Source organism: Pseudoalteromonas mucoides, from assembly GCF_049257175.1.
Classification (GTDB): domain Bacteria; phylum Pseudomonadota; class Gammaproteobacteria; order Enterobacterales; family Alteromonadaceae; genus Pseudoalteromonas.
On the sequence record NZ_JBMMUC010000029.1, the window covers coordinates 1 to 20,418 of the forward strand.

The 20,418-nt window shown below is 39.8% G+C and carries 14 protein-coding genes; 7 read left to right on the forward strand and 7 right to left on the reverse strand.

Annotated features, from left to right (window positions below; genetic code table 11):
- Positions 1–506: 506 nt before the first annotated feature.
- Both AAEU30_RS21115 and AAEU30_RS21120 read right to left on the reverse strand, forming a co-directional pair.
- Entirely contained in the window at positions 507–1,778 is a 1,272-nt protein-coding gene (locus AAEU30_RS21115; RefSeq protein ID WP_421962249.1) for a LysM peptidoglycan-binding domain-containing protein, read from the reverse strand.
- A gap of 66 nt (positions 1,779–1,844) precedes the next feature.
- Positions 1,845–2,708, reverse strand: a complete 864-nt coding sequence (locus AAEU30_RS21120) for a LytR/AlgR family response regulator transcription factor (protein WP_421962261.1) — start codon at positions 2,706–2,708, stop codon at positions 1,845–1,847.
- Between the two features lie 182 nt (positions 2,709–2,890).
- On the opposite strand from AAEU30_RS21120, the gene AAEU30_RS21125 reads away from it, so the two are divergent.
- Complete coding sequence (locus AAEU30_RS21125) at positions 2,891–4,171, forward strand: acyltransferase family protein (protein ID WP_421962250.1); 1,281 nt, start codon at positions 2,891–2,893, stop codon at positions 4,169–4,171.
- A gap of 42 nt (positions 4,172–4,213) precedes the next feature.
- Here the strand turns inward: AAEU30_RS21125 and AAEU30_RS21130 are convergent, their stop codons facing one another.
- Positions 4,214–5,530, reverse strand: coding sequence for a sensor histidine kinase (locus tag AAEU30_RS21130; protein WP_421962251.1), 1,317 nt, complete (start codon positions 5,528–5,530; stop codon positions 4,214–4,216).
- A 2-nt stretch (positions 5,531–5,532) separates the two neighbouring features.
- Positions 5,533–6,951 (reverse strand): sigma-54-dependent transcriptional regulator, encoded by a 1,419-nt coding sequence (locus AAEU30_RS21135; protein ID WP_421962252.1) that lies wholly within the window; start codon positions 6,949–6,951, stop codon positions 5,533–5,535.
- 224 nt (positions 6,952–7,175) lie between these two features.
- Between AAEU30_RS21135 and AAEU30_RS21140 the strand changes: the two genes are divergently transcribed.
- The 4 genes from AAEU30_RS21140 (at position 7,176) to AAEU30_RS21155 (ending at position 14,067) form a co-directional block, all read left to right on the forward strand.
- Positions 7,176–8,429 carry an efflux RND transporter periplasmic adaptor subunit gene (locus AAEU30_RS21140; protein WP_421962253.1) on the forward strand — a complete coding sequence of 418 codons (1,254 nt, stop codon included), beginning with the start codon at positions 7,176–7,178 and terminating at the stop codon, positions 8,427–8,429.
- 11 nt (positions 8,430–8,440) lie between these two features.
- Positions 8,441–9,145 (forward strand): ABC transporter ATP-binding protein, encoded by a 705-nt coding sequence (locus tag AAEU30_RS21145; protein ID WP_290211210.1) that lies wholly within the window; start codon positions 8,441–8,443, stop codon positions 9,143–9,145.
- A gap of 1 nt (position 9,146) precedes the next feature.
- Complete coding sequence (locus AAEU30_RS21150) at positions 9,147–11,543, forward strand: ABC transporter permease (protein WP_421962254.1); 2,397 nt, start codon at positions 9,147–9,149, stop codon at positions 11,541–11,543.
- Positions 11,544–11,649: 106 nt separating this feature from the next.
- Entirely contained in the window at positions 11,650–14,067 is a 2,418-nt protein-coding gene (locus AAEU30_RS21155; RefSeq protein ID WP_421962255.1) for an ABC transporter permease, read from the forward strand.
- A gap of 92 nt (positions 14,068–14,159) precedes the next feature.
- On the opposite strand, the gene AAEU30_RS21160 is transcribed toward AAEU30_RS21155, so the two are convergent.
- Positions 14,160–14,687 (reverse strand): sugar O-acetyltransferase, encoded by a 528-nt coding sequence (locus AAEU30_RS21160; protein WP_421962256.1) that lies wholly within the window; start codon positions 14,685–14,687, stop codon positions 14,160–14,162.
- 180 nt (positions 14,688–14,867) lie between these two features.
- Between AAEU30_RS21160 and AAEU30_RS21165 the strand changes: the two genes are divergently transcribed.
- On the forward strand, positions 14,868–15,629 hold the full coding sequence (locus AAEU30_RS21165) for a DeoR/GlpR family DNA-binding transcription regulator (protein WP_421962257.1): 762 nt from the start codon (positions 14,868–14,870) through the stop codon (positions 15,627–15,629).
- Between the two features lie 113 nt (positions 15,630–15,742).
- Positions 15,743–17,563 carry a glutamine--fructose-6-phosphate transaminase (isomerizing) gene (gene glmS / locus AAEU30_RS21170; RefSeq protein WP_421962258.1) on the forward strand — a complete coding sequence of 607 codons (1,821 nt, stop codon included), beginning with the start codon at positions 15,743–15,745 and terminating at the stop codon, positions 17,561–17,563.
- A gap of 146 nt (positions 17,564–17,709) precedes the next feature.
- On the opposite strand, the gene AAEU30_RS21175 is transcribed toward glmS, so the two are convergent.
- The gene (locus tag AAEU30_RS21175) at positions 17,710–19,560 is read right to left on the reverse strand and encodes a UvrD-helicase domain-containing protein (protein WP_421962259.1); all 1,851 of its coding nucleotides are present in this window, start codon (positions 19,558–19,560) and stop codon (positions 17,710–17,712) included.
- Positions 19,557–20,276: an ATP-dependent endonuclease gene (locus AAEU30_RS21180; protein ID WP_421962260.1), complete on the reverse strand. Its 720-nt coding sequence runs from the start codon at positions 20,274–20,276 to the stop codon at positions 19,557–19,559. The genes AAEU30_RS21175 and AAEU30_RS21180 overlap by 4 nt, the downstream gene beginning before the upstream one ends.
- Between the last annotated feature and the right edge of the window lie 142 nt (positions 20,277–20,418).

A 20,418-nucleotide genomic window follows, 5' to 3' on the forward strand; every position in this document is an offset into this window, starting at 1 on the left:
TGGAATAAAGTATAGCGCTCAGCTTTAAGCCGTCAATGCGAAAGTAGGTCATCCTACTGCGTAGCGCACCATGGCTCCAAATACAAGAAAGCCCGACTCATTGAGTTGGGCTTTTTTACGTTTACAGGAAAGTGAAATAGCAAGCGAGTTAGCGAGAGTAAAGCTAGCGAGTTGCACAGCGTCAACCTGACCGCCGTAGCGTGGGTTGAGTATTTGATACCCACGGATACAAGAAAGCCACGTCTACCTTTAAAAATCTTGCCTCTTTTAACTGCCTGTATTTTAATCTTGAAAAACTCGCAAACTCGCAAACTCGCAAACTCGCAAACTCGCAAACTCGCAAACTCGCAAACTCGCAAACTCGCAAACTCGCAAACTCGCAAACTCGCAAACTCGCAAACTCGCAAACTCGCATTCTTTATATGTGAATGCAAACTCGAAACTCGCGGCCCATAAGAAAATACTACTCTCAGTACTATGGGGTAATTTTAAGTACTGGTTTACTCTTAACTATTAGATAAAAACACCGTGAGCTTTTCACCTATTTTTAAATTATCCCGCGAAAGATTATTCCATTGTTTAAGTTTAGTAATACTTACTTTGTAGTGGTTGGCAATTTTCCATAGGCTATCACCAGATTTAACCTGATACTCAATTTGAGTATCAGCTAATTGTGGTAGCACTAGCTTTTGGCCAATCTTAATAGTGTTTCCCTTTAAGTCATTAAATGCTTTTAGTTGGCTAATACTGACTTTATAGCGTTTTGCTATCACACTTAAGCTATCACCACGTTTAACTGTGTAGTGTTGCCATTGGCTGTAATCATTCGAATCAAGATTAGCAAGCATGTTTTTATATTGCGTTTGCTCAGTGGCAGGCACAACGATGTGCGGTGCATCAATGATGGCAGGAAAGCGGATCACACCATAGTTTAAAGACTCAAGTTGCTGCCATTGCTCTTGGTTATCTAAAATAATAGCACCATTAATAGCTAGTACAGCAATTGCAGGGTTATTTGCTATCGCAGGAAAAGCCATTTTTTGGCTTTTTAATAATTGTGCCGCAGCAAGTAATTTAGGCACGTACTGGCTGGTTTGTTTAGGTAACTTCAAACTAAAAAAATCAGTGGATTTACCTTGCTTTTTATTGTTGCTAATAGCTCTGAGTACACGGCCTTCACCTAAATTATAGGCTGCAATTGCATGATACCAATTACCATCAAATCGTTTGTACAAGTACTCCATAAAATCAAGCGCCGCACGAGTGCTATCTATAACATCTTGGCGACCATCGTACCAAGGTGTTATTTGTACTTTAAAATACTTGGCAATAGCAGGGGTTAATTGCCACAAACCGGATGCATGCTTATGCGAATAGGCACTGGCGTTAAAGTCACTCTCGATCAGCGGCATTAATGCCAGTTCTATGGGCAACTCTCGTTTCTCTACCTCAGAAACAATATAATAAAGGTAAGGCTCTGCACGCCGACTTATTTCATCCATATAGTTTGGGTGAGATAAGTACCAAGCAATGCGTTGTTGAACGGCAGGGTGGCTTGAATTAGCAAATGTTAGCTGTGCGCGAATACGTTGCCATACATCATCGAGTTCTTTTGTTGTGAGTGGCGCTATTTGTGCAATATCTTCGCGCTGCTCACTAACAATTGTTTTGGGGTCAGCCTTAATTTCAGGTGTTGATGTTGGTGTATCGGGTGTGGTTTCACAGCCAGATAAAATAAACACTAATGGCAAAATGCGGGTAAATCGATTTGAGAACACGTACTAAACTACTCCGAAAATATAAATGGGGCTAACCTACGGCAGGTTAGCTTAACATAGAGTGATTTATACCCAAACGACAGATGAATTAATCTGTCCCTTAAATTGCTCTTTGTAGCGACGGGATAGGTTAAGTATTTTTCCTGTTGTTAACTTTACTTCGCTATCGCCACTGGATAAAGGCGTTATTGATTCAATCGCATCGAGTCGAATAGCATGAGAGCGATGAATCCGGCAAAAGCCTTGTGGCTCTAACCGAGATATAAGATGGGTCATGGTTGCACGTAACGGGTAAATTCGAGTGCCAATATGCAGGTTTACGTAATTGCCGCTAGACTCAAGCCAGTCAATTTGATCAGTACAGATAATAAATTCTTTACCTAGTTTTTTTACGAGTAATCGGTCGAAATTCAAGTCCTGCGGTGCATTCTCTGCATGTGTGATTGGCGTGGCTTCACCGGTTAATTGGCCAACAACATATTGATACGTTTTAATAACCACGATTAAAAATAAAAACCCCCATAAGTCTTTACGGTATTCATAGAGTAGCTCAAACCACACTAACCCAAAGTCATACTTCATACCTTGTACGATGTAAATGAGTTTGCGAATAGCGACCATGATCCCTACATGCAACAACGAAAAAATAACGCTCGCCAATAAATAAATGAGTAATGAGCGGCTGATTTTTTGCCAATTAAAGGGTTGGGCTTGTAATAACCAAACTAAAGCAGGAAACAGCAATAAAGTACTAATAGCGCTTGAATACTCCCATACAAAGGGCTCCCAAAGCATAAAAGGAAGTGTACCATCGCGCTGGGCTTCCATAATATCTGAACTGGCATTTATAGTGTTGTTTATAAAAATATAACTACATAAAAATAAAGCTGCATACCAAGTTTGGTAGCGTTGAAAGTGCGTTAAAGTGATCATTATTATTGTTATCTTTAAAAGTATTATTATTAGGTTACCAACATAGCGAACAATCACCAAACTTATCATCCCTGATATCCACCGCTTATCCCTACGAGCTGTTTTGTCAGCCTTTTCTTATTGTAATACGCAGTATGTTGTTCATAGTTGCTATTAATTAGCCGCCAGTTAAATCTAATATGAAACTTAAAATAATCATTAAAAACACAACATGCACGCTATTAAAACCATGGTTAAATGTGTTTAATCAAGTCGAAGAGTTACCCTCACGCCGTTATGATTTAGATTGGCTGAGAGTACTCGCCTTTGGCTTATTAATTTTTTATCACACTGGTATGTTATACAGCCAAAATTGGGGCTTTCATTTTAAAAGTCAGTACTTATCCAGCGGTATTGAAAGCATCATGCTCTTATTGTCACCTTGGCGGATGGGGTTAATTTGGTTTATTTCAGGTGCGGCGCTGCGCTTTATTGTTGCGCGTTTTAGTCTAGGTATGTTTTTAACTACGCGAAGTGTAAAAATATTACTGCCTTTACTGTTTGGCATTTGGTTTATTGTGCCGATTCAGCTTTATGCGCAAATGAGCCAAGAGGTTGGTTTAGCTATGAGCTTTTGGCAGTTTTACAGCCAGTTTTTTGATTTAACCAGCCCTTTATTTGAGCACTATCAAGCAGGTATTTGGCCGCATGTTGATGTAAACCACCTTTGGTATTTACGCTCGTTATGGCAATTTACCTTATTACTGGTGTTGGCAATGCCACTGTTTCATCACTCTCATGTGCAAGCAGTAATCACGCGTTTATGTGATCGATCGTTACTGGTTATTTTCATCACCTTGTTATTACCGCTTTGTATTTTAAAGTTAAGCTGGCCAAGCGATACATTCAGATACCCTATGGGCGCGCTGTTTTTACTTTTCGGTTACTTGCTTGCATGGCAGCCTGCATTTTACAGCAAATTGCTACGTCACTGGCGGGCGTTATTAGCGGTATTTATATTAAGCTATTTAGTTGTTTTACTGGGTTATCACATGATTTGGCAAAACCCTGCTGCTAGCCAATGGCAAATTACCAGTATGGATATGCTATATACTGCGCAACGAATAGTGGGCGTGTTGTTGATGCTGGCAGTCGCACAACGTTTTTTGAATCACGATCACCCTAAATTAGCGTTATTAAACTCTGCGGTATTCCCTTTTTATCTATTGCATCAAAGTGTGATTATTGGCCTAGCGTTTTATTTGTCGAAGCTGCAATTAGGTGGTTTTGTGGAGCCATTGCTTATACTGAGCCTTACTTTCATTATTTGTTGGCTGGTGTTTATTGCTGCGCGCCGTATCGACTTATTAAGCCCATTGTTAGGGATTAAAGTCACAGGTAAATATAAAGCATGGCAAATTAAAGCGGGCTTTGGTTGCGGACTAATATTGGTAAGCCCGCTGATCTTTAGGTTGATTTAATTATCTATATTGAAAATTAATTGTCGCCGTAAACGACTTCGTTCACCCAAACACACACCTAAAGCATGCGCCTTGTGGTTTTGGTACATAAATTAAATCACCACCGTGGTTGAGCATAATTTGCCTTGAAAGGCTCAGGCCAATGCCAGAGCCTTGTTGCTTGGTGGTAAAAAATGGCACGAAGATCATATCTACCACATGTTCGCTGATGCCTGTGCCGTTGTCGCTAATTTCTATATAAAGTTGTTGGCTAGTGTTTTGCGCTAAGCTGATTTCGATCGTTGGTTGAGCTGCATTCTCAGTGCTGTATTTTTGGCCACTCTTGAGTACTTCGAGTGCATTTTTTATTAAGTTTACTAATACCTGCTCTATTTGGCTGCTATCAAGCATTACTAACTGCTGATTTTTAATCGACAGTTCAATATGGGTATGTTGTTCACGTGCTTGTTGTTGATGTAAGGCGACAATACGCGCTAGCATGTCGGCTAAATTTTCAGGCGCTAAATTGGGTTTAGGTAAGCTGCTAACTTGGCGAAAACGAGCAATAAAATCACCTAAATGAGCGGTTCTTGATGCTAGCGTGCTTAACGCAAGCTGTAAGTCTTGTTTATCTTCAAGTTCATCAAAACATAGCTCTTGTGGCAGTAAATTACTGCAGGTATCCGCTAGCGATGAAAGTGGCGTAATAGAGTTGGCAATTTCGTGAGTGAGCACTTTAGTTAAGCGTTTATACGCTTGTTGTTCTTTAAGTTGTAACTGGTCGTGAATTGACTGTAAGCTCACTACGCGGCGAACTTTACCTTGTATTTCAGCGATGCTCAGTTGAATTGATAGGGTGTCGTGCTGCTCGCCATTTTGCCAGTAGGCGGTGCTGCGGATATTATGTTCGGCGTTTAAAATTAACTCACCAACGGCGCCTAACTCATGTAAATGTTGAAAGCTTTTACCTAGTAACTTACTAACGGCTGGGTTTGATTCAATCACCTTACCATGGTCATCACATACCAATACTGCTAAATCAACATGAATAAGCAAAGCTTGTAAAAATTGCGCTTGTTGCTCGGCATTAAAACGTGCTGTTTGCATTTGCGTTTTTACTTGCTCAAATTGCTTAAGCATTGGGTGTTGTTTACCAAGCCCTAAGGTACTGTCGCCATTGGCTAAAGCGCGGATCACCATTTCAGCTTGTTTTTGTTGGCGCTTAAACAGCGTAAAAATATGCGCTATTAATGCTGCGGCAACTAGCATTATTAACAATGTCGTTGCTGAGAAGCCATGCGTTTGTAATACATAGCTAAGCAATGAACTCGTACTTATAAGTGCGATAATATTAAATGAAAGCAATAAGTTAGCCCGCATAATTATAACCCATACTTTTCAAGTCGGCGGTACATGGCACCGCGGGTTAAACCAAGTGCTTTGGCTGCATGGCTGACATTCCCTTGATGGTGCTTAAGTGCTGCGCGAACTGTGCGTTGTTCGAGTATCTCTAAATTAAAGGTATCGAACTGCGGCAGAGTGTTTAGAGCTTCAGTACTTTGACCGATAGCATGAGTGCTAGATACTTCGCTATTCCCCACAACGGAGGTTATATCGAGTGTATTACCTTCAGTTAAAATAACGGCTCGCTCTATTGCGTGAGCAAGCTCTCGTACATTGCCTGGCCATGAATACTGGCAAAGTAACACCATGTCAGCCTCAGTAATGGTTAAGCTACGTTTATATTTTTGGCAAAAATGATTCAGGTAATAATGTGCTAACAGCGGAATGTCGTCACTTCGTTCACGTAATGCAGGTAAGCGAATTTCAACGGTGTTTATACGGTATAACAAATCTTGGCGAAAACGACCTTCGCTCACAGCTTGATCAAGGTTGTCGTTAGTGGCACAAATTAGGCGAATATCAATATCAACCGCTTTACTGCCACCAACCGGCGTTATTTGCCGATTTTGCAGTGCAGCCAGTAATTTAGCTTGATGCTCTAGGGGTAAATTACCCAGTTCATCTAAAAACAAACTGCCGCCTTGAGCAAGTTCAAATTTACCAATGCGATCGGCTTTTGCATCAGTAAACGCGCCTTTTTTATGGCCGAAAAGCTCACTTTCAAATAAATTTTGCGCCACTGCGCCCATGTCTAAACTCATAAAGGTTTGATTGTGGCGCATACTTGCTTGATGAATCGCATGCGCGGTGAGCTCTTTGCCTGTGCCGCTTTCACCGGTGATCAATATATTGGCGTCAGTTTGTGCGGCTTTTTCTATGGTACTAAATACCTGCTGCATCGCATTGCTTTGGCCTAAAAACTCAACGTTGGGAGTATTTAAGGCTTGGTTTAACCCTTGCTTTTGCCGCGTTAATTTACCGACTTGTTGTTTGTCTTTGGCGTGTGAAAATGCGGCGGCGACTGCGCCAAGTAATTGCTCGTTTTGCCAAGGCTTGGCAATAAAATCAGAAGCGCCCGCTTTAATTGCATCTACGGCTAGTTGAATGTCGCCGTAGGCAGTCATTAACAAAACAACGGTATTAGCGTCTTGCTCGATAATCTTTTTTAGCCAATAAAAGCCTTCTTTGCCGCTTATTGAGTCTTGGGTAAAGTTCATATCAAGCAATATTACGTCAATGGGTTGCTCGAGCTTGCGTTGCTCGTCAATGATGCCTGCAATATCAAATGGGTTGTCGGTGGTTTTAACGCTTTGATAATGCTGTTTTAGTAATAAACGTGCGGCAATAAGAATATCGGGGTTGTCATCAACAATTAAAAGTGAGCCTGCGTGTTTCATGCTTATTATTTTTATAGGGTTTTATTTAGCCTAAAACAAAAAAGGGAAAGTGTCCATAAATGGACGTTTATAAAACAATAAAGTGTTCTATTAGCGGACACTATTAATATAGAAATAGCTAAGTTGAATGTTAAGTTGTTGAATTTAAATATTAAATTAAGTTGGCATAGTGATTGTAATAACTATCGATAATTAGTTATTAAACTTGTATCAAGATAGCCGACATGGACAAAAAAATAGAACGCTCATTTACGCAAAAGTATTTAAAAAAACTCACCTTTGCAGCGCTGGTTTTAGGTGTTGCGGCTGCTGCGTTCGGTTTTACGCAAAGTAGTGATACAGGTCGTAGCCAGAATATTGATCGTAGCAGCCTTACGGTTAGCACGGTTAAACAAGGTGCCTTTAAAGATGCATTGAGCTTACGCGGTCAAGTTGTGCCAAAAACCAGTATTTATCTTGATACCATTGCCGGTGGTCAAGTAGAAGAGCGTTTAGTAGAGCAAGGCGAATATGTTAAAAAAGGCCAACCGTTAGTACGCTTAAGCAATACCAACCTACAACTTGATGTAATGAGCCGAGAAGCACAAGTTACTGAACAGCTTAATTTTTTACGAAATACGCAAATGACTATGGAGACCAGCCGATTAAACTTACGCCGTGACTTATTAGAAATCGAGCTAAAAATTACCCACCTGACCCGTCGTTTAAAACAAACTAAGCCCTTGGTTAAAAGTGGTGTATTGGCGCAAGACCAATTAGCTGAGCTTGAAGAAGATTTAAATTATTACCAAGCCCGTAAAGAGCTCACTCTTGAGCGCCAAAAGCAGGAAAATTCAATTCGTGAGGTGCAAGTAGCTCAACTTGCCGATAGCGCTAAAATGCTTGAAAAAAACCTACAGTTTGCGCGTCGAAATCTCGACAACTTATTAATCAAAGCCCCAGTTTCTGGCTACTTAAGCGAGCTTAATGTGGAAATTGGCGAATCTAAAAACAGTGGCGCACGATTAGGCCAAATAGATATCCCTAATGAATATAAATTAGTGGTGCGCATGGATGAATTTTATTTAAACCAAGTACAGCGTGACATGACTGTGATGATTGAACTTGAAAGCGGCACAGTGAACGCCAAAGTGAGCAAAATTGATAGCCGCGTACAGCAGTCGCAATTTCAAATTGAAGTTGATTTACCCAGTAATACCAAAAGTATAAAACGCGGCCAAAGTATTGATATTGAGTTAATGCTAGGGGATGAAAAAACCGATGCCTTACTGCTTAAACGCGGGGCCTTTTTTACTAATTCAGGTGGTAACTGGGTTTATGTTATTGAACAAGGTGCTGATACAGCACTGCGCCGTGATATCCGCCTAGGCAAAAAGAATCAGAACTATTTTGAAGTGCTTGAAGGGCTCAATGCAGGGGATCAGGTAATTACCTCAAGCTACAGCAACTTTGATAAAGCACAGCAACTACAATTTTAAGGAAAATAACCATGATCAAATTAACTAATTTAAGCCGTGTATTTCGTACTCAAGATGTAGAAACAACAGCGCTGAGCAATATCAACTTAACCGTAAACGAAGGTGACTTTTTAGCAATTATGGGCCCGTCTGGCTGTGGTAAGTCAACGCTGCTATCTATTTTGGGGATGCTTGATTCACCGACCACAGGCAGCTTTGACTTTGCCGGAACTGACATCGCAGGCTACAGCGAGAAGCAACTAGCAGAGCTTCGTAAAGCATCAATCGGCTTTGTATTTCAAAGCTTTAACTTGATTGACGAGCTAACAGTATTTGAAAACGTAGAGCTGCCATTACAGTATCAAAAAATATCAAAAGGTGAGCGTAAAGAGCGTGTTGAAGCCATTTTGAAACGCGTGGGTATTGATCACCGCGGTGAGCATTTACCGCAGCAACTTTCAGGCGGTCAACAGCAGCGTGTTGCCGTTGCCCGTGCATTAGTGATTAACCCTAAACTCATTTTAGCCGATGAGCCAACGGGTAACTTAGACTCAAAAAATGGCGATGAAGTGATGGCGATGCTACGCGAATTAAACCGCGAAGGCACTACGGTTATTATGGTGACTCACTCAGAAAAAGAGGGTGCGTATGCAGAACGTTTAGTACGCCTACTTGATGGCCAGGTCATGCTTGATAAAGCAAATGTTGCGCAGCAAGCCGCAGGTGAGGTTGCTTAACATGGTTATTAATTATCTAGTCACTGCGTTAAGAACATTTAAACAACAAAAACAGCATTTTATATTAAATATTTTAGGACTAAGTGTTGGCTTAGCTGCGGCTATTTTAGTGGCACTGTTTGCTCGATATGAGCTATCGTTTGATAAAAATCATCCAAATTATGAGAGCGTCTACCGCTTACATTTAGACTTAAGTGCTATTGGTTATGAAGTAATCCCTTTAACAAGCAGTGAGATAGCACAGAAGCTAAAATCACATAAAGATATAGAGGACATCTTTATTCTGTCTGACGTGATAGATTATGAAATGGCGACTGATCAAATACAGGTGAAGAGTAATAAATTTAATTTACGAAACTTTTATGCTGCAACATCAAACATAGAGCAATTCTTAGCAATAAAAACTCGATTTGGTAATTTACAGACAGCGCTTTCTACACCTAATAAAGTTGCTTTGAGTGTCAGTGAAGCAACGCGTTTATTCGGACAATCTAATGCTGTAGGTAAGGTGTTCAGCGATGGTGAGAAGAATATAACTGTTGCTGCAATATTTGAAGATTTACCTGATAACAGTCATTTCCTTTTTGATACATTAATGCCGTTAGACCTAACTGAGTTTGGTGATACATCAGGCTATATTTATATCAAAACTAACGAGTTTGCAGATATTAAAGCGCTGGAAGAGTTATTCGCGAGCACTATGATTTCTCAGTACTCATTAAAAAATAGCCAATTAAAGTATCGACTGGTTGCCATGCCTGATATTTATTTTTTTGCTAAATCATCATTTGACTTTAAACCTGGTGGCTCAGAAACTTTGGTTAATATAAGCATTGGTTTGAGCTTATTATTACTATTAATTGCAGCTGCCAATTTCACAAACCTATCAGTTGCCCAGCTATTGCATCGTACTAAAGAAATAGCCATCAGAAAAACCCTTGGCGCGACTAAGCTACAACTAGTTATACAGTTTTTTGTTGAGGCACTACTGTTGATCAGTCTATCAATGCTAATTGCATTGTGTATGGTCGAGCTATTTATTCCAGTATTTAATGAATTATCACAAAGGCCATTTAGCTTACAGTTTGATGCTGAATCAATAACTGTAATGATAGCGGTTATATTGGGGCTAACCCTGCTATCAGGATTTTATCCTGCTTACTTAGTTGCTAATGCGCCTTTAAATACCATTTTAAGTGGCGAACTTAAAAATGGCCGTAGTGCAATTATCATTCGTAAGGGGTTATTAACTTTTCAGGCCGCAATAGCTGTTTCTTTGATAGCAGGAACTTTGCTGTGTTTAAATCAGCTTACGCTTTTAAAATCTATAAATTCGGGTTATCAACCTGATGGTCGTATTGTTGTGCATTCATTAGATAGTGACACAATGATGGATAAAGAGCACATAGTAGTCGATAAAATCCGTCAATTATCAGGTGTTAATCAAGTGACGACAGTTGATTCTGATATTACAGATAGTTTTGGTGAAGAATATCGCTTTACATGGCCTAACGGGCACACCGAAGAAGGCTTGATGCCTACAGTTGGTAGTGGTTTCTCAGTTGTTGAAACGTTGGGTTTAACGTTACTAGCTGGGCGCGACTTTTCAACTGAATATCAAACGGATTGGTTGCATAACGTTGGCGATTCAGACTTACAAGCAATGGCATTAATTGTTACTGAGAAAATGATTAAAAGAGCGGGCTACCAAAACCCAGAAGACGTAATTGGTATGCTAGTTACCAGCGAATACGACAATATTACCGCGACTATTGTGGGTGTTGTTGCTGATGTAAAAGTGGGATCTGCCACTGAAGCTTGGGTACCTATTTCATTCTCGTGTGGCTGGAGTGCACAAACGACAGTTGATTTAGTTATAAATAGTAAGCTAGATAAAATTAGTGATGTATACAACGAGATCAACAACTTAATACAAGCATTTGATTTAAAAAATGAACCAGAAATTACATTGATGGATGCAGACTATCAGCAAAACTTTGAAGTCGAAGAAAGCATTTTTAAACTGGTACAAATATTCTCAGGGTTAGCAATAGTACTAACATGTGTTGGAATCTTTGGATTAGCGTCGTTCTCCGCATTACGTCGCCAAAAAGAAGTCGCGGTACGCAAAGTACTTGGCGCATCACGCATCAGCATCATGAACCTACTGGCGAAAGAGTTTTTAGTTTTAGTAGCGATAAGTATTGTGATTGCTTACCCGCTAACTTATTGGCTGGTCGGTGATTGGCTGGCAAACTTTAATGAGCGTGTTGATCAAGCGTTGTGGGTTTATTTAATTGCCGCACTAAGTGTTGCTGCGATTACTTGGCTCACGGTTGCAAGCCTCGCCTTTAAAGCGGCGAGTACAAGGCCGTCGCTTACTCTACGCTATGAGTAAAAACCCTATCTGATCAATAGTTAAAAAGAAAGCTGCCAAAACTCACAATCACATCTTGGTAGCTCGCTTTTATTTTTGATATATATTTCTGACAAGGATGATCATTTTGGAACAATTAGTTACCTCAATAAGAACAAAAGCGACTCGATTATTTTGGCTCCACTTTTTGAGTTATAGTGCTGGGTTGGCAGCAGTTATCTTACTTGCTTTATTTGTACAGCATGAACTCTCTTATGATAGTAATCAGCCGGATAAACAACGGGTTTATAGGGCGCACGTAGACTTTACAAGTTTTGGTTTCGATACATTAATGCCGATGCGCGATTTAGCAGTGGCGCAATCACTATTAAATGATACGGATGTTGAAGACGTATTTGGTTTAATACCGGCTGAATTTATGGGGTATGTCGGTCACCATTTTTATTCAGAAGTAAGCTATGTCGGCATAAACAATAGCGACACTAAAGTGAAGCTAAAAAACGTTTATTTTGCGTCAAATAACTTATCGAAATTTATTAATCTAGATGTGACGCGTGGTGATATAAATGTGGTGTTGAATACACCTAATCAACTTGCGATTAGTGAATCTGAAGCAATTAGGCTGTTTGCTGATATTAATGTGATAGGTGAGCGGCTAAGTGCAAATGAACAAAACTACACAATTGGCGCTGTATTTAAAGACTTACCTGCGCAAACGCACTTTGCGTTTGACGTACTCACAGCATTTCCTACAACACTTGAACAACAACCTCATGGTTACGTTTATATTAAAACCGCAGTCGATACAGATATTACTGCGCTTGAAAATAAGTTGTTTGAGCAGTATTTAACAACAAAGTCAGCAGAGCACAAAACAGTGCAATATAAATTAATAAATATCAGTGATATTTATTTAAAAGGCCGCTCAACTTATGAAATGAAAGCAGCAGGGTCAATCACTGCGGTTGCCATTGCGTGTGGACTTATCTTTATTATTTTTTTGCAAATAACCTGTAATTTTATCAACTTTAACTTAGTCAGTGTTGGCAGGACTGCCAAACAAATAGCGATTAAAAAGGCGATAGGTGCCAGTCGAGGTCAGCTTTTTCGGCTGTTTATCGTTGAGTCAATTGTACTTACTGGCTGTGCTGTATTGCTGTCTTTGGCATTTGTTGAGTTGAGCCAGAGCTATTTTAATCAACTCGTTGAGTCGAATATTTCGTTTGTGCTTAATAAATCAACGGTGTTGATGGCTATTTTTATAACCTGTGTAATCGGTTTATTTAATGGTATATATGCAGGCGTAGTGGTTGCAAATGTAGATGTGAAATTATTGGTAAGAACGCATTATCAGTATCATTTAGGGCTACTTGTTAAAGGCATACTGAGCTTTCAGGCGGGTTTAGCAACTTTCATATTTATTGTATTTGTTATTGCTCAGTTGCAACTTAACTTTGTTGCTAACATGGATGTGGGCTATCAAACCAAAAATAGACTCATCGTTAAAAATATTCCAACCACACAACTTTTTGATAAAGATAACGCACGGGTAATATCAGCAATGAATAAGTTACCAGGTGTTGTGTCACTCAGTGCAACCGACATAAACCTTACTGAGCAAGTACGCGGAGGTGTGCAACTAACTTGGCCAAATGGGCAAGTAGTTGATGGGATTGCCCCTTCAGTGGTAACCAGTTTTGATGTGGTTGAAGCATTAGGGCTTAAATTGCTAGCGGGTAGAGACTTTAACCGCGACTTTCAAAGTGATTGGTTTGAAAAGCAGGCGGATGGCTCTGAACACGTTGCGTTAATTGTTACAGAGTCTATGGTGAGTTTAGCGGGGTATGAGTCAATGCAAGAAGTGATTGGTATGACACTTAGTAGTGCACAAGCGAACTTAAGCGCCACGGTTGTTGGTGTTGTTGCTGACGTAAAAGTTGGCTCGGCTAAACATAAAATGACACCGCTTTCTTTTAACCTAGGCCGCAACTACTTGCCAAATGGTCATGGCAATATTGTTATAAAGTTAAGCGATGATGCTGTATTTGAGGATTTAAAAAGGCAGATCCTTGCTTTATTAACATCACGTTTTGCCATTCTTGATGCTGAAGTGAGCCGATTTGACGATGATTATGCAAAAAATTATAAAAATGAGCATAGGGTAACAACTTTATCAAAATGGTTATTAATTTTGAGCACATTGCTAACCGTTATTAGTCTTGGGGTGTTGGTATCTCAAACTGTGCTTTCACAGCAAAAAGAGTTGGCGATTAAAAAGGTTCTAGGAGCAACTGTCATCCAATTAGTAACAGCAGTAAGCGTGTCTTATTTAAAACTGATGTCACTGAGCTTAGTAGTTAGTATACAGCTCGCTTATTGGTTAACAGATAATTGGCTAAATAGTTTTAATGACCGCATAGGGCAACCTATTTGGGTTTATGGTTTATCAGCATTAGTTGTAGCTGCGATTACTTGGCTGACTGTTGCAAGCCTCGCCTTTAAAGCCGCCAGTACAAGGCCGTCGCTTATCTTACGCGATGAGTAAAAAGTAGAGCAATCTTTCAACCATGGCCTTTCGTTTACCGAGAGGCCTTTGATATTATAGTCGCCATAAATGACGACCTACGATATAACTCTTTAAATATCTTTAATTTTCACTGCGGGATTACCAGCAACCACAGTATTTGCAGCAATATCTTTGGTCACTACCGACCCAGCGCCCACAACAGCGTTATCGCCAATGGTAACACCCGCTAAAACGATAACTCCCGCGCCAATCCACACGTTATTGCCGATAGTAATCGGGGCTGCAAAGTTTTCTTTATTGAGCCGCTCTGTGGGGGGAATCGCATGAGATACAGCCAATAGCTGAACGTTTGGGCCAATTAAACAATCGTCGCCAATGCTTATTGCACCCTCATTAATTGGTGCATCTAACACAGTGCAGTTAATGTTTATAAAAGTACGATCACCAATAACGATTTGATTGCCATAATCACAATGAAAGCCTGCTTCAATAATGACGCCTTCACCAGAGTGGGCAAACAAATTCTTAATGCGTTTTAAATTACCTTTGCTGGGGCTTTTTGCAAATAACCGGCAAGTCTCATGGGCGACTTTGCGTTGCTCTAAATATGATTTATCAAGGCTGTTGAATTTATTCATGAATTAACGCCGTTATTTATAATTACAGTTAGCTTAACTTGATTGCGGGTAAGGTCAACGCATAGAGAAATTTATTATATTTTTATGGAATGAGCGGAATTTTTATACATTCACTTGCCATTTATGTTGTTTCGTTTAAAATCCACTAACTTTCGAAACGAAACTTAAATGGTTCACTTAATGACTAAACGAAACACCCAGCAACGTCGCCACCTTATACTGACTCAAGTGAATGAGTTAGGTGAAGTGGCTGTCGATATTCTTGCTGAACAGTTTCAAACCTCTGAAGTAACCATTCGTAAAGACTTAACAGCCCTTGAAAAAAGCGGCTTACTATTACGCCGTTATGGTGGGGCAATTGCGCTGCCAAAAGAAATCGTTAGTGATGATATTGATTCAAAACGTAAAGTAGCAATTGCTAAAGCCGCAGCCAAACTGATTAAAGATCACAATCGCATAATTATCGACAGTGGCCGCACAACGGCGGCGATGATCCCAGAGCTGGGTAGCAAGCGTGGCCTAGTGGTGATGACTAACGCGATTAAGGTCGCAAATAGGTTGTTAGCGCTGGAAAATGAACCAACACTTTTGATGACCGGTGGTACCTGGGATCCGCATTCTGAGTCGTTCCAAGGCCAAGTTGCCGAGAACGTTTTACGCTCGTATGACTTTGACCAGTTATTTATTGGTGCTGATGGCATTGATGTTGAGCGCGGTACAACCACTTTTAATGAGCTGGTGGGTTTAAGCCAAGTAATGGCCGGTGCTGCTCGAGAGGTAATTGTACTTGTTGAGTCTGAAAAAATAGGTCGTCGAATCCCAAATTTAGAATTGCCTTGGCAAAACGTGACTACTTTGATCACCGATAACAACCTTGCGCTTGATACACGTAAGGTAATTGAAGCATGTGGCGTACAGTTAATTTGTGCTGAGGTTAAATAGATATTTAAGTTTTAGGTAAAAGCAAACCGACAACATTTGCTTTGCCTTTTAATCATTATGACAACACATACGGCCCAAAGCGTTCGCTTTGGCACGTGCAAATGGAGAATACTATGTGTGGAATCGTTGGGGCAGTTGCAGAACGTCCAGTAAATAAAATTTTAGTAGAAGGCTTAAAGCGCCTTGAATATCGTGGCTATGACTCAGCAGGTGTCGCGCTTTTAGAAGGCAACACGCTTAATACCGTAAAAGCAGTTGGTAAAGTAGCTAACCTTGAAAGTGCCCTTGAAAATGCAGGTGTAAAAGGCACAACAGGTATTGCGCATACACGTTGGGCGACACATGGTGGCGTAACAGAAGCAAACGCTCACCCGCATATTTCAAACAGTGAAATTGCCTTAGTACATAATGGTATTATTGAAAACCATGCAAGCCTGCGCGAAGCGCTTAAAGGCGATGGCTACGAGTTTTTATCAGATACTGATACCGAAGTCATGGTGCATTTAATTCATCAACTTCGCCAGCAACATAGCTCACTATTAGCAGCAGTACAAGCGGCCGTTAAGCAGTTTGATGGTGCATTTGGTACTGTAGTATTTGATAAAGCTAATGATAACGAAATCATCGTAGCCCGTTCAGGCAGCCCGTTGGTTATTGGTTTAGGCCTTGGCGAAAACTTTATTGCCTCTGACCAACTCGCTTTATTACCAGTAACACGCAGCTTTATATACCTTGAAGAAGGCGATGTAGCGCGTATAACCCGTGACACCGTGGAAATTTTTGATGCAGACGGTAATGCTGTTGAGCGTGAAGTCATTGAATCAAACATCACCCAAGATGCATCAGGTAAAGGCGAATATCGTCACTACATGCTAAAAGAAATTTACGAACAGCCACTTGCCGTACGTAATACACTTGAAGGGCGTTTAAATGACGACCGCGTAGCGATTGATGCCTTTGGCGACAGTGCGCAGCAAATTTTTAAAGACGTAAAACACGTACAAATTATTGCCTGTGGTACCTCTTATCACTCAGGCATGGTTGCACGCTACTGGCTTGAGCAATTTGCTGGCGTAAGCTGTAATGTTGAAATTGCTTCTGAATTCCGCTATCGCGAGTCTTTCGTGCACGAAAACAGCCTACTTGTGACAATTTCACAATCTGGTGAAACAGCTGATACTTTAGCTGCACTGCGTTTAGCGAAAGAGCAAGGTTACATGGCCTCAATGACCATTTGTAACGTACCTGGCTCATCACTCGTTCGTGAATCTGATTTAGCCTTTATGACTAAAGCAGGTGCTGAAATTGGTGTTGCCTCTACTAAAGCATTTACCACGCAATTAGTTGGTTTGTTAATGCTTACTGCGTCTGTAGCGCAAGAAAAAGGTTTAGATCAAAGTGTGATTGTGAACGCAATTAAAACCTTACCAAACAAGTTAGAAGAAGCGTTATTACTTGCTGATGGTATTGCAGACTTAGCTGAAGAGTTTGCCGACAAGCACCATTCACTGTTTTTAGGTCGTGGTTCACAATATCCAATCGCAATGGAAGGCGCGCTTAAGCTTAAAGAAATTTCATACATCCACGCTGAAGCATACGCAGCCGGCGAGCTCAAACATGGTCCGCTTGCGTTAATTGATGCCGACATGCCAATTATTGTTGTTGCACCAAACAATGAGCTATTAGAAAAGCTTAAATCAAACGTGGAAGAAGTACGTGCTCGTGGCGGCATCATCTATGTATTCGCTGATAAAGACTCACACTTTGAATCAGACGAGACAATGCGTGTAATTAACGTAAACCACGTAGATGACGTGATTGCACCAGTGGTATATACAATCCCACTACAGTTACTTTCATACTATGTAGCGGTGATTAAAGGCACTGATGTAGATCAGCCTCGCAATCTAGCAAAATCGGTTACTGTTGAGTAAAATCAATGGGTTGGTAATCACTTTGTGGATTCTAATTAAAGTTGGAAACGTCTAAACAAAGATGGAAACGACTGAATAAAGTTGGAATTAATTGATAAAAAAGCCTTGTCATTAAATGGTAAGGCTTCTTTATTTGTATATTGATGTTAGTTATTGGTTAAATTGACTATTTTCCATCCACCATATGTGTTTTTTTCAATATGCTCTTGGGGGAACCTAGATATATCAACTGCTATGCATAATAAGTGTTGAGGTCTAGAGAACGCGACATAAAGTTGTTTCATAAATTTTGGTACTCTCACACCCGTGGGCTTATCGTTTATGTCACCTAGAATATGATTTATTAGTTTCCCAATGTCGAATTGATGATTTTTTGTTTCTAAAACCAATGTCGCAGCATGCGTCTCTCCTTTTACTGCATGAATAGTACTTACTTCAACATCAAGCTGTCTCCCAAGTATTTCTTTTTTTAATTTATTAGGGTTTTCATTATGTTCATCAATTATATGAGGATTATCAAATGTAAGAAAACTAGCTAAGTTTGGAGGTGAATTCATGTTTAAAAAGTTTTTAATATCCTGGACTGTTCGTGTCCAAGTTTCTTCATTAAGATCGTCGCTAATTAAGCTCTTAATCATCATGTTGAAGTTTATATACTGGTTGGTATGTTTTAAATATTTACGGATATTAGATACGCTATAACACTCCTTTTTTTCATTCGTGAACGTTAACTCTGAATTATAAATTTTCCCGCACTTTACAATTCCTTCCAGAATAAGGCTGTAGCTTCTGGCAATTGAGTTAAATTTTTTACTTTCATAAATGTAGTGGATTAATTTTTTAGGCTTAAATGAATTAGTTGAATGGTTTTTTTTGTATGAAGCAACATAACTATTTATAGTCAACCCTTCGTCTTTTGAGATACCTACTGCTCCAACTATCTTTATAGGTGCTCTAGCCTCTTCAGGTACGATATCAGCACACAAATCTATAAAAGCGTCAGCAACATTACTTCTTGTAGCTTCATTCACTAGATAAATCGTATGTTGTGAATGCTCGGGTGGTTCTATTCCCGAATGGAGATTTATTTGATTGTAACTGAGCTTTTGAGCAAGTAATGCAATCGAATTATCAAAACGGTGACTATTTTCAATTTTTTCTAAATTTTCGTTGTTATAAGTTTGATTTTCATCTCCATTGCCACTGTAAATTGCTTGATCTGGATCACCAAACCGCTGCATACATACACTATTATCTGAAAACAATTGATTCAAAAGCTCATCTTGAAACTTTTGTGTGTCCTGCATTTCATCGATTAGCACAACAGGAAATCTTTTTCGTACAGCTTTTATAATACTGGGATTGCAGTGAAGGTAATCACAAGCAAACGCGTACATTTCGTCAAAGTAAAAACATCCTTCTTCTAGAAGCCTATTTTTGACAGACTCTAGGTCCTTGCAACTATTAGACGTAGACCCATTTGGAAACCCCGGTATCGTAAGTTTCAACGCATTATCTTCATATCTATATTTAAAATCGAATAATGAAGTTATACGTTTGCGTTCAAGAAACGCTTTAGTGGCGGGCTTTAGGTAGTACCAACCTTTAGAAGCACATATATCATCGTCAATTGTGTTTATTGAAAAGCCACCTGATCGAAGGTAAGGCAATGCTATAAATTTATTTACAAACTCCTGAATTGTGCCGATAAAATGAGGGTATGACAGTAGTTTTTTTCCATAAGCATTTGTTTTCAACCTTTCTATAATCTCATTTTTAGCGACGTTGGTATGAGTCAATACGCATACACCTTGATAAGGGAGATTCCACTTGTTCGCAAGAATTAAAAGCTTTGCAGCAACCATTGTTGTCTTACCACTTCCAGGGCAGGCTTGTACATCATCAAAAGTTTTTATAGCTGCCCTACAGGCAACATCAAATTCAACATCAAGTAGACGTTCGGCTTTGATGATATCTTCGTCATTGATTGCAATCATGGCTCAACTGCTCCATCTGCTGGTAGGGGTTCTGTGACGTATTCAATTGCAGATAAAATATACGGGGGCAATTTTGATCGAAGATCTAAAGGGCGTCCTTCAAATTTAGATAAAATTGAGGCTAGAGCGTAACTGACCTCACTTTTACCATCACCTTTAGCTTCAATTTTACTATATAACTGGACGGCTCTGATTTGATCATCATTACTGAGGTTTTCATATTGCTCTGTATTACCGTTTATAGCTTCATAAACTTCTTCACTTAAACCATATTTTGCTAAACAGAACTCGAACGTCCAATCATCCGATACGAACGTTTTAACTAATTCACCATCAATTTCTCGTTTCTTATTCTTTTTCTCGAGGATTGCTTCTGCGTTTAATTCGTCAAGCCAATATCCTATGTTTCCTCCTCTTCCTTGCGCATTAGGCTGTCTTTTTTCTTTAAAGCCATACTCATTTGCTTCGTTATATTCAGCTTCACTAGGCCACAAATCTAAATCGGTAACACAAGCTACTTTTATTGGTAAATGTGGATATTCCATAGCAGGATTTGAGCGGTAAATTTTGGCATATCTTTTCCGTGATAACCCATTAACATTGACTAACGAAACTCCATAATCCTCAAGAGAGCGACCAAGTAAGTCTGCTATCTTGGGAAGTAATATTACCTCTGCAATACCTTCAACAAAAAGCACGCCACGAGCAAAAAACATGTTTGATTTTGTTGAGTCTATGTTGTGATTCAATGAAACCGGACACTAATTTAGGTGGTATTATTACCACTCAAACAGAGGTGTTCTATGACAAAACAACGTCGCTCTTTTTCTCAAGAGTTTAAATTTAATTCAGCAAAAT

What these genes read in the sequence shown, in the direction of transcription:
- AAEU30_RS21175 (WP_421962259.1), bottom strand. Translation starts at nt 19,560, where the DNA reads ATGATTGCAATCAATGACGAAGATATCATCAAAGCCGAACGTCTACTT.
- glmS (WP_421962258.1), top strand. Translation starts at nt 15,743, where the DNA reads ATGTGTGGAATCGTTGGGGCAGTTGCAGAACGTCCAGTAAATAAAATT.
- AAEU30_RS21140 (WP_421962253.1), top strand. Translation starts at nt 7,176, where the DNA reads ATGGACAAAAAAATAGAACGCTCATTTACGCAAAAGTATTTAAAAAAA.
- AAEU30_RS21130 (WP_421962251.1), bottom strand. Translation starts at nt 5,530, where the DNA reads ATGCGGGCTAACTTATTGCTTTCATTTAATATTATCGCACTTATAAGT.
- AAEU30_RS21180 (WP_421962260.1), bottom strand. Translation starts at nt 20,276, where the DNA reads ATGTTTTTTGCTCGTGGCGTGCTTTTTGTTGAAGGTATTGCAGAGGTA.
- AAEU30_RS21165 (WP_421962257.1), top strand. Translation starts at nt 14,868, where the DNA reads ATGACTAAACGAAACACCCAGCAACGTCGCCACCTTATACTGACTCAA.
- AAEU30_RS21160 (WP_421962256.1), bottom strand. Translation starts at nt 14,687, where the DNA reads ATGAATAAATTCAACAGCCTTGATAAATCATATTTAGAGCAACGCAAA.
- AAEU30_RS21125 (WP_421962250.1), top strand. Translation starts at nt 2,891, where the DNA reads ATGAAACTTAAAATAATCATTAAAAACACAACATGCACGCTATTAAAA.
- AAEU30_RS21150 (WP_421962254.1), top strand. Translation starts at nt 9,147, where the DNA reads ATGGTTATTAATTATCTAGTCACTGCGTTAAGAACATTTAAACAACAA.
- AAEU30_RS21145 (WP_290211210.1), top strand. Translation starts at nt 8,441, where the DNA reads ATGATCAAATTAACTAATTTAAGCCGTGTATTTCGTACTCAAGATGTA.
- AAEU30_RS21135 (WP_421962252.1), bottom strand. Translation starts at nt 6,951, where the DNA reads ATGAAACACGCAGGCTCACTTTTAATTGTTGATGACAACCCCGATATT.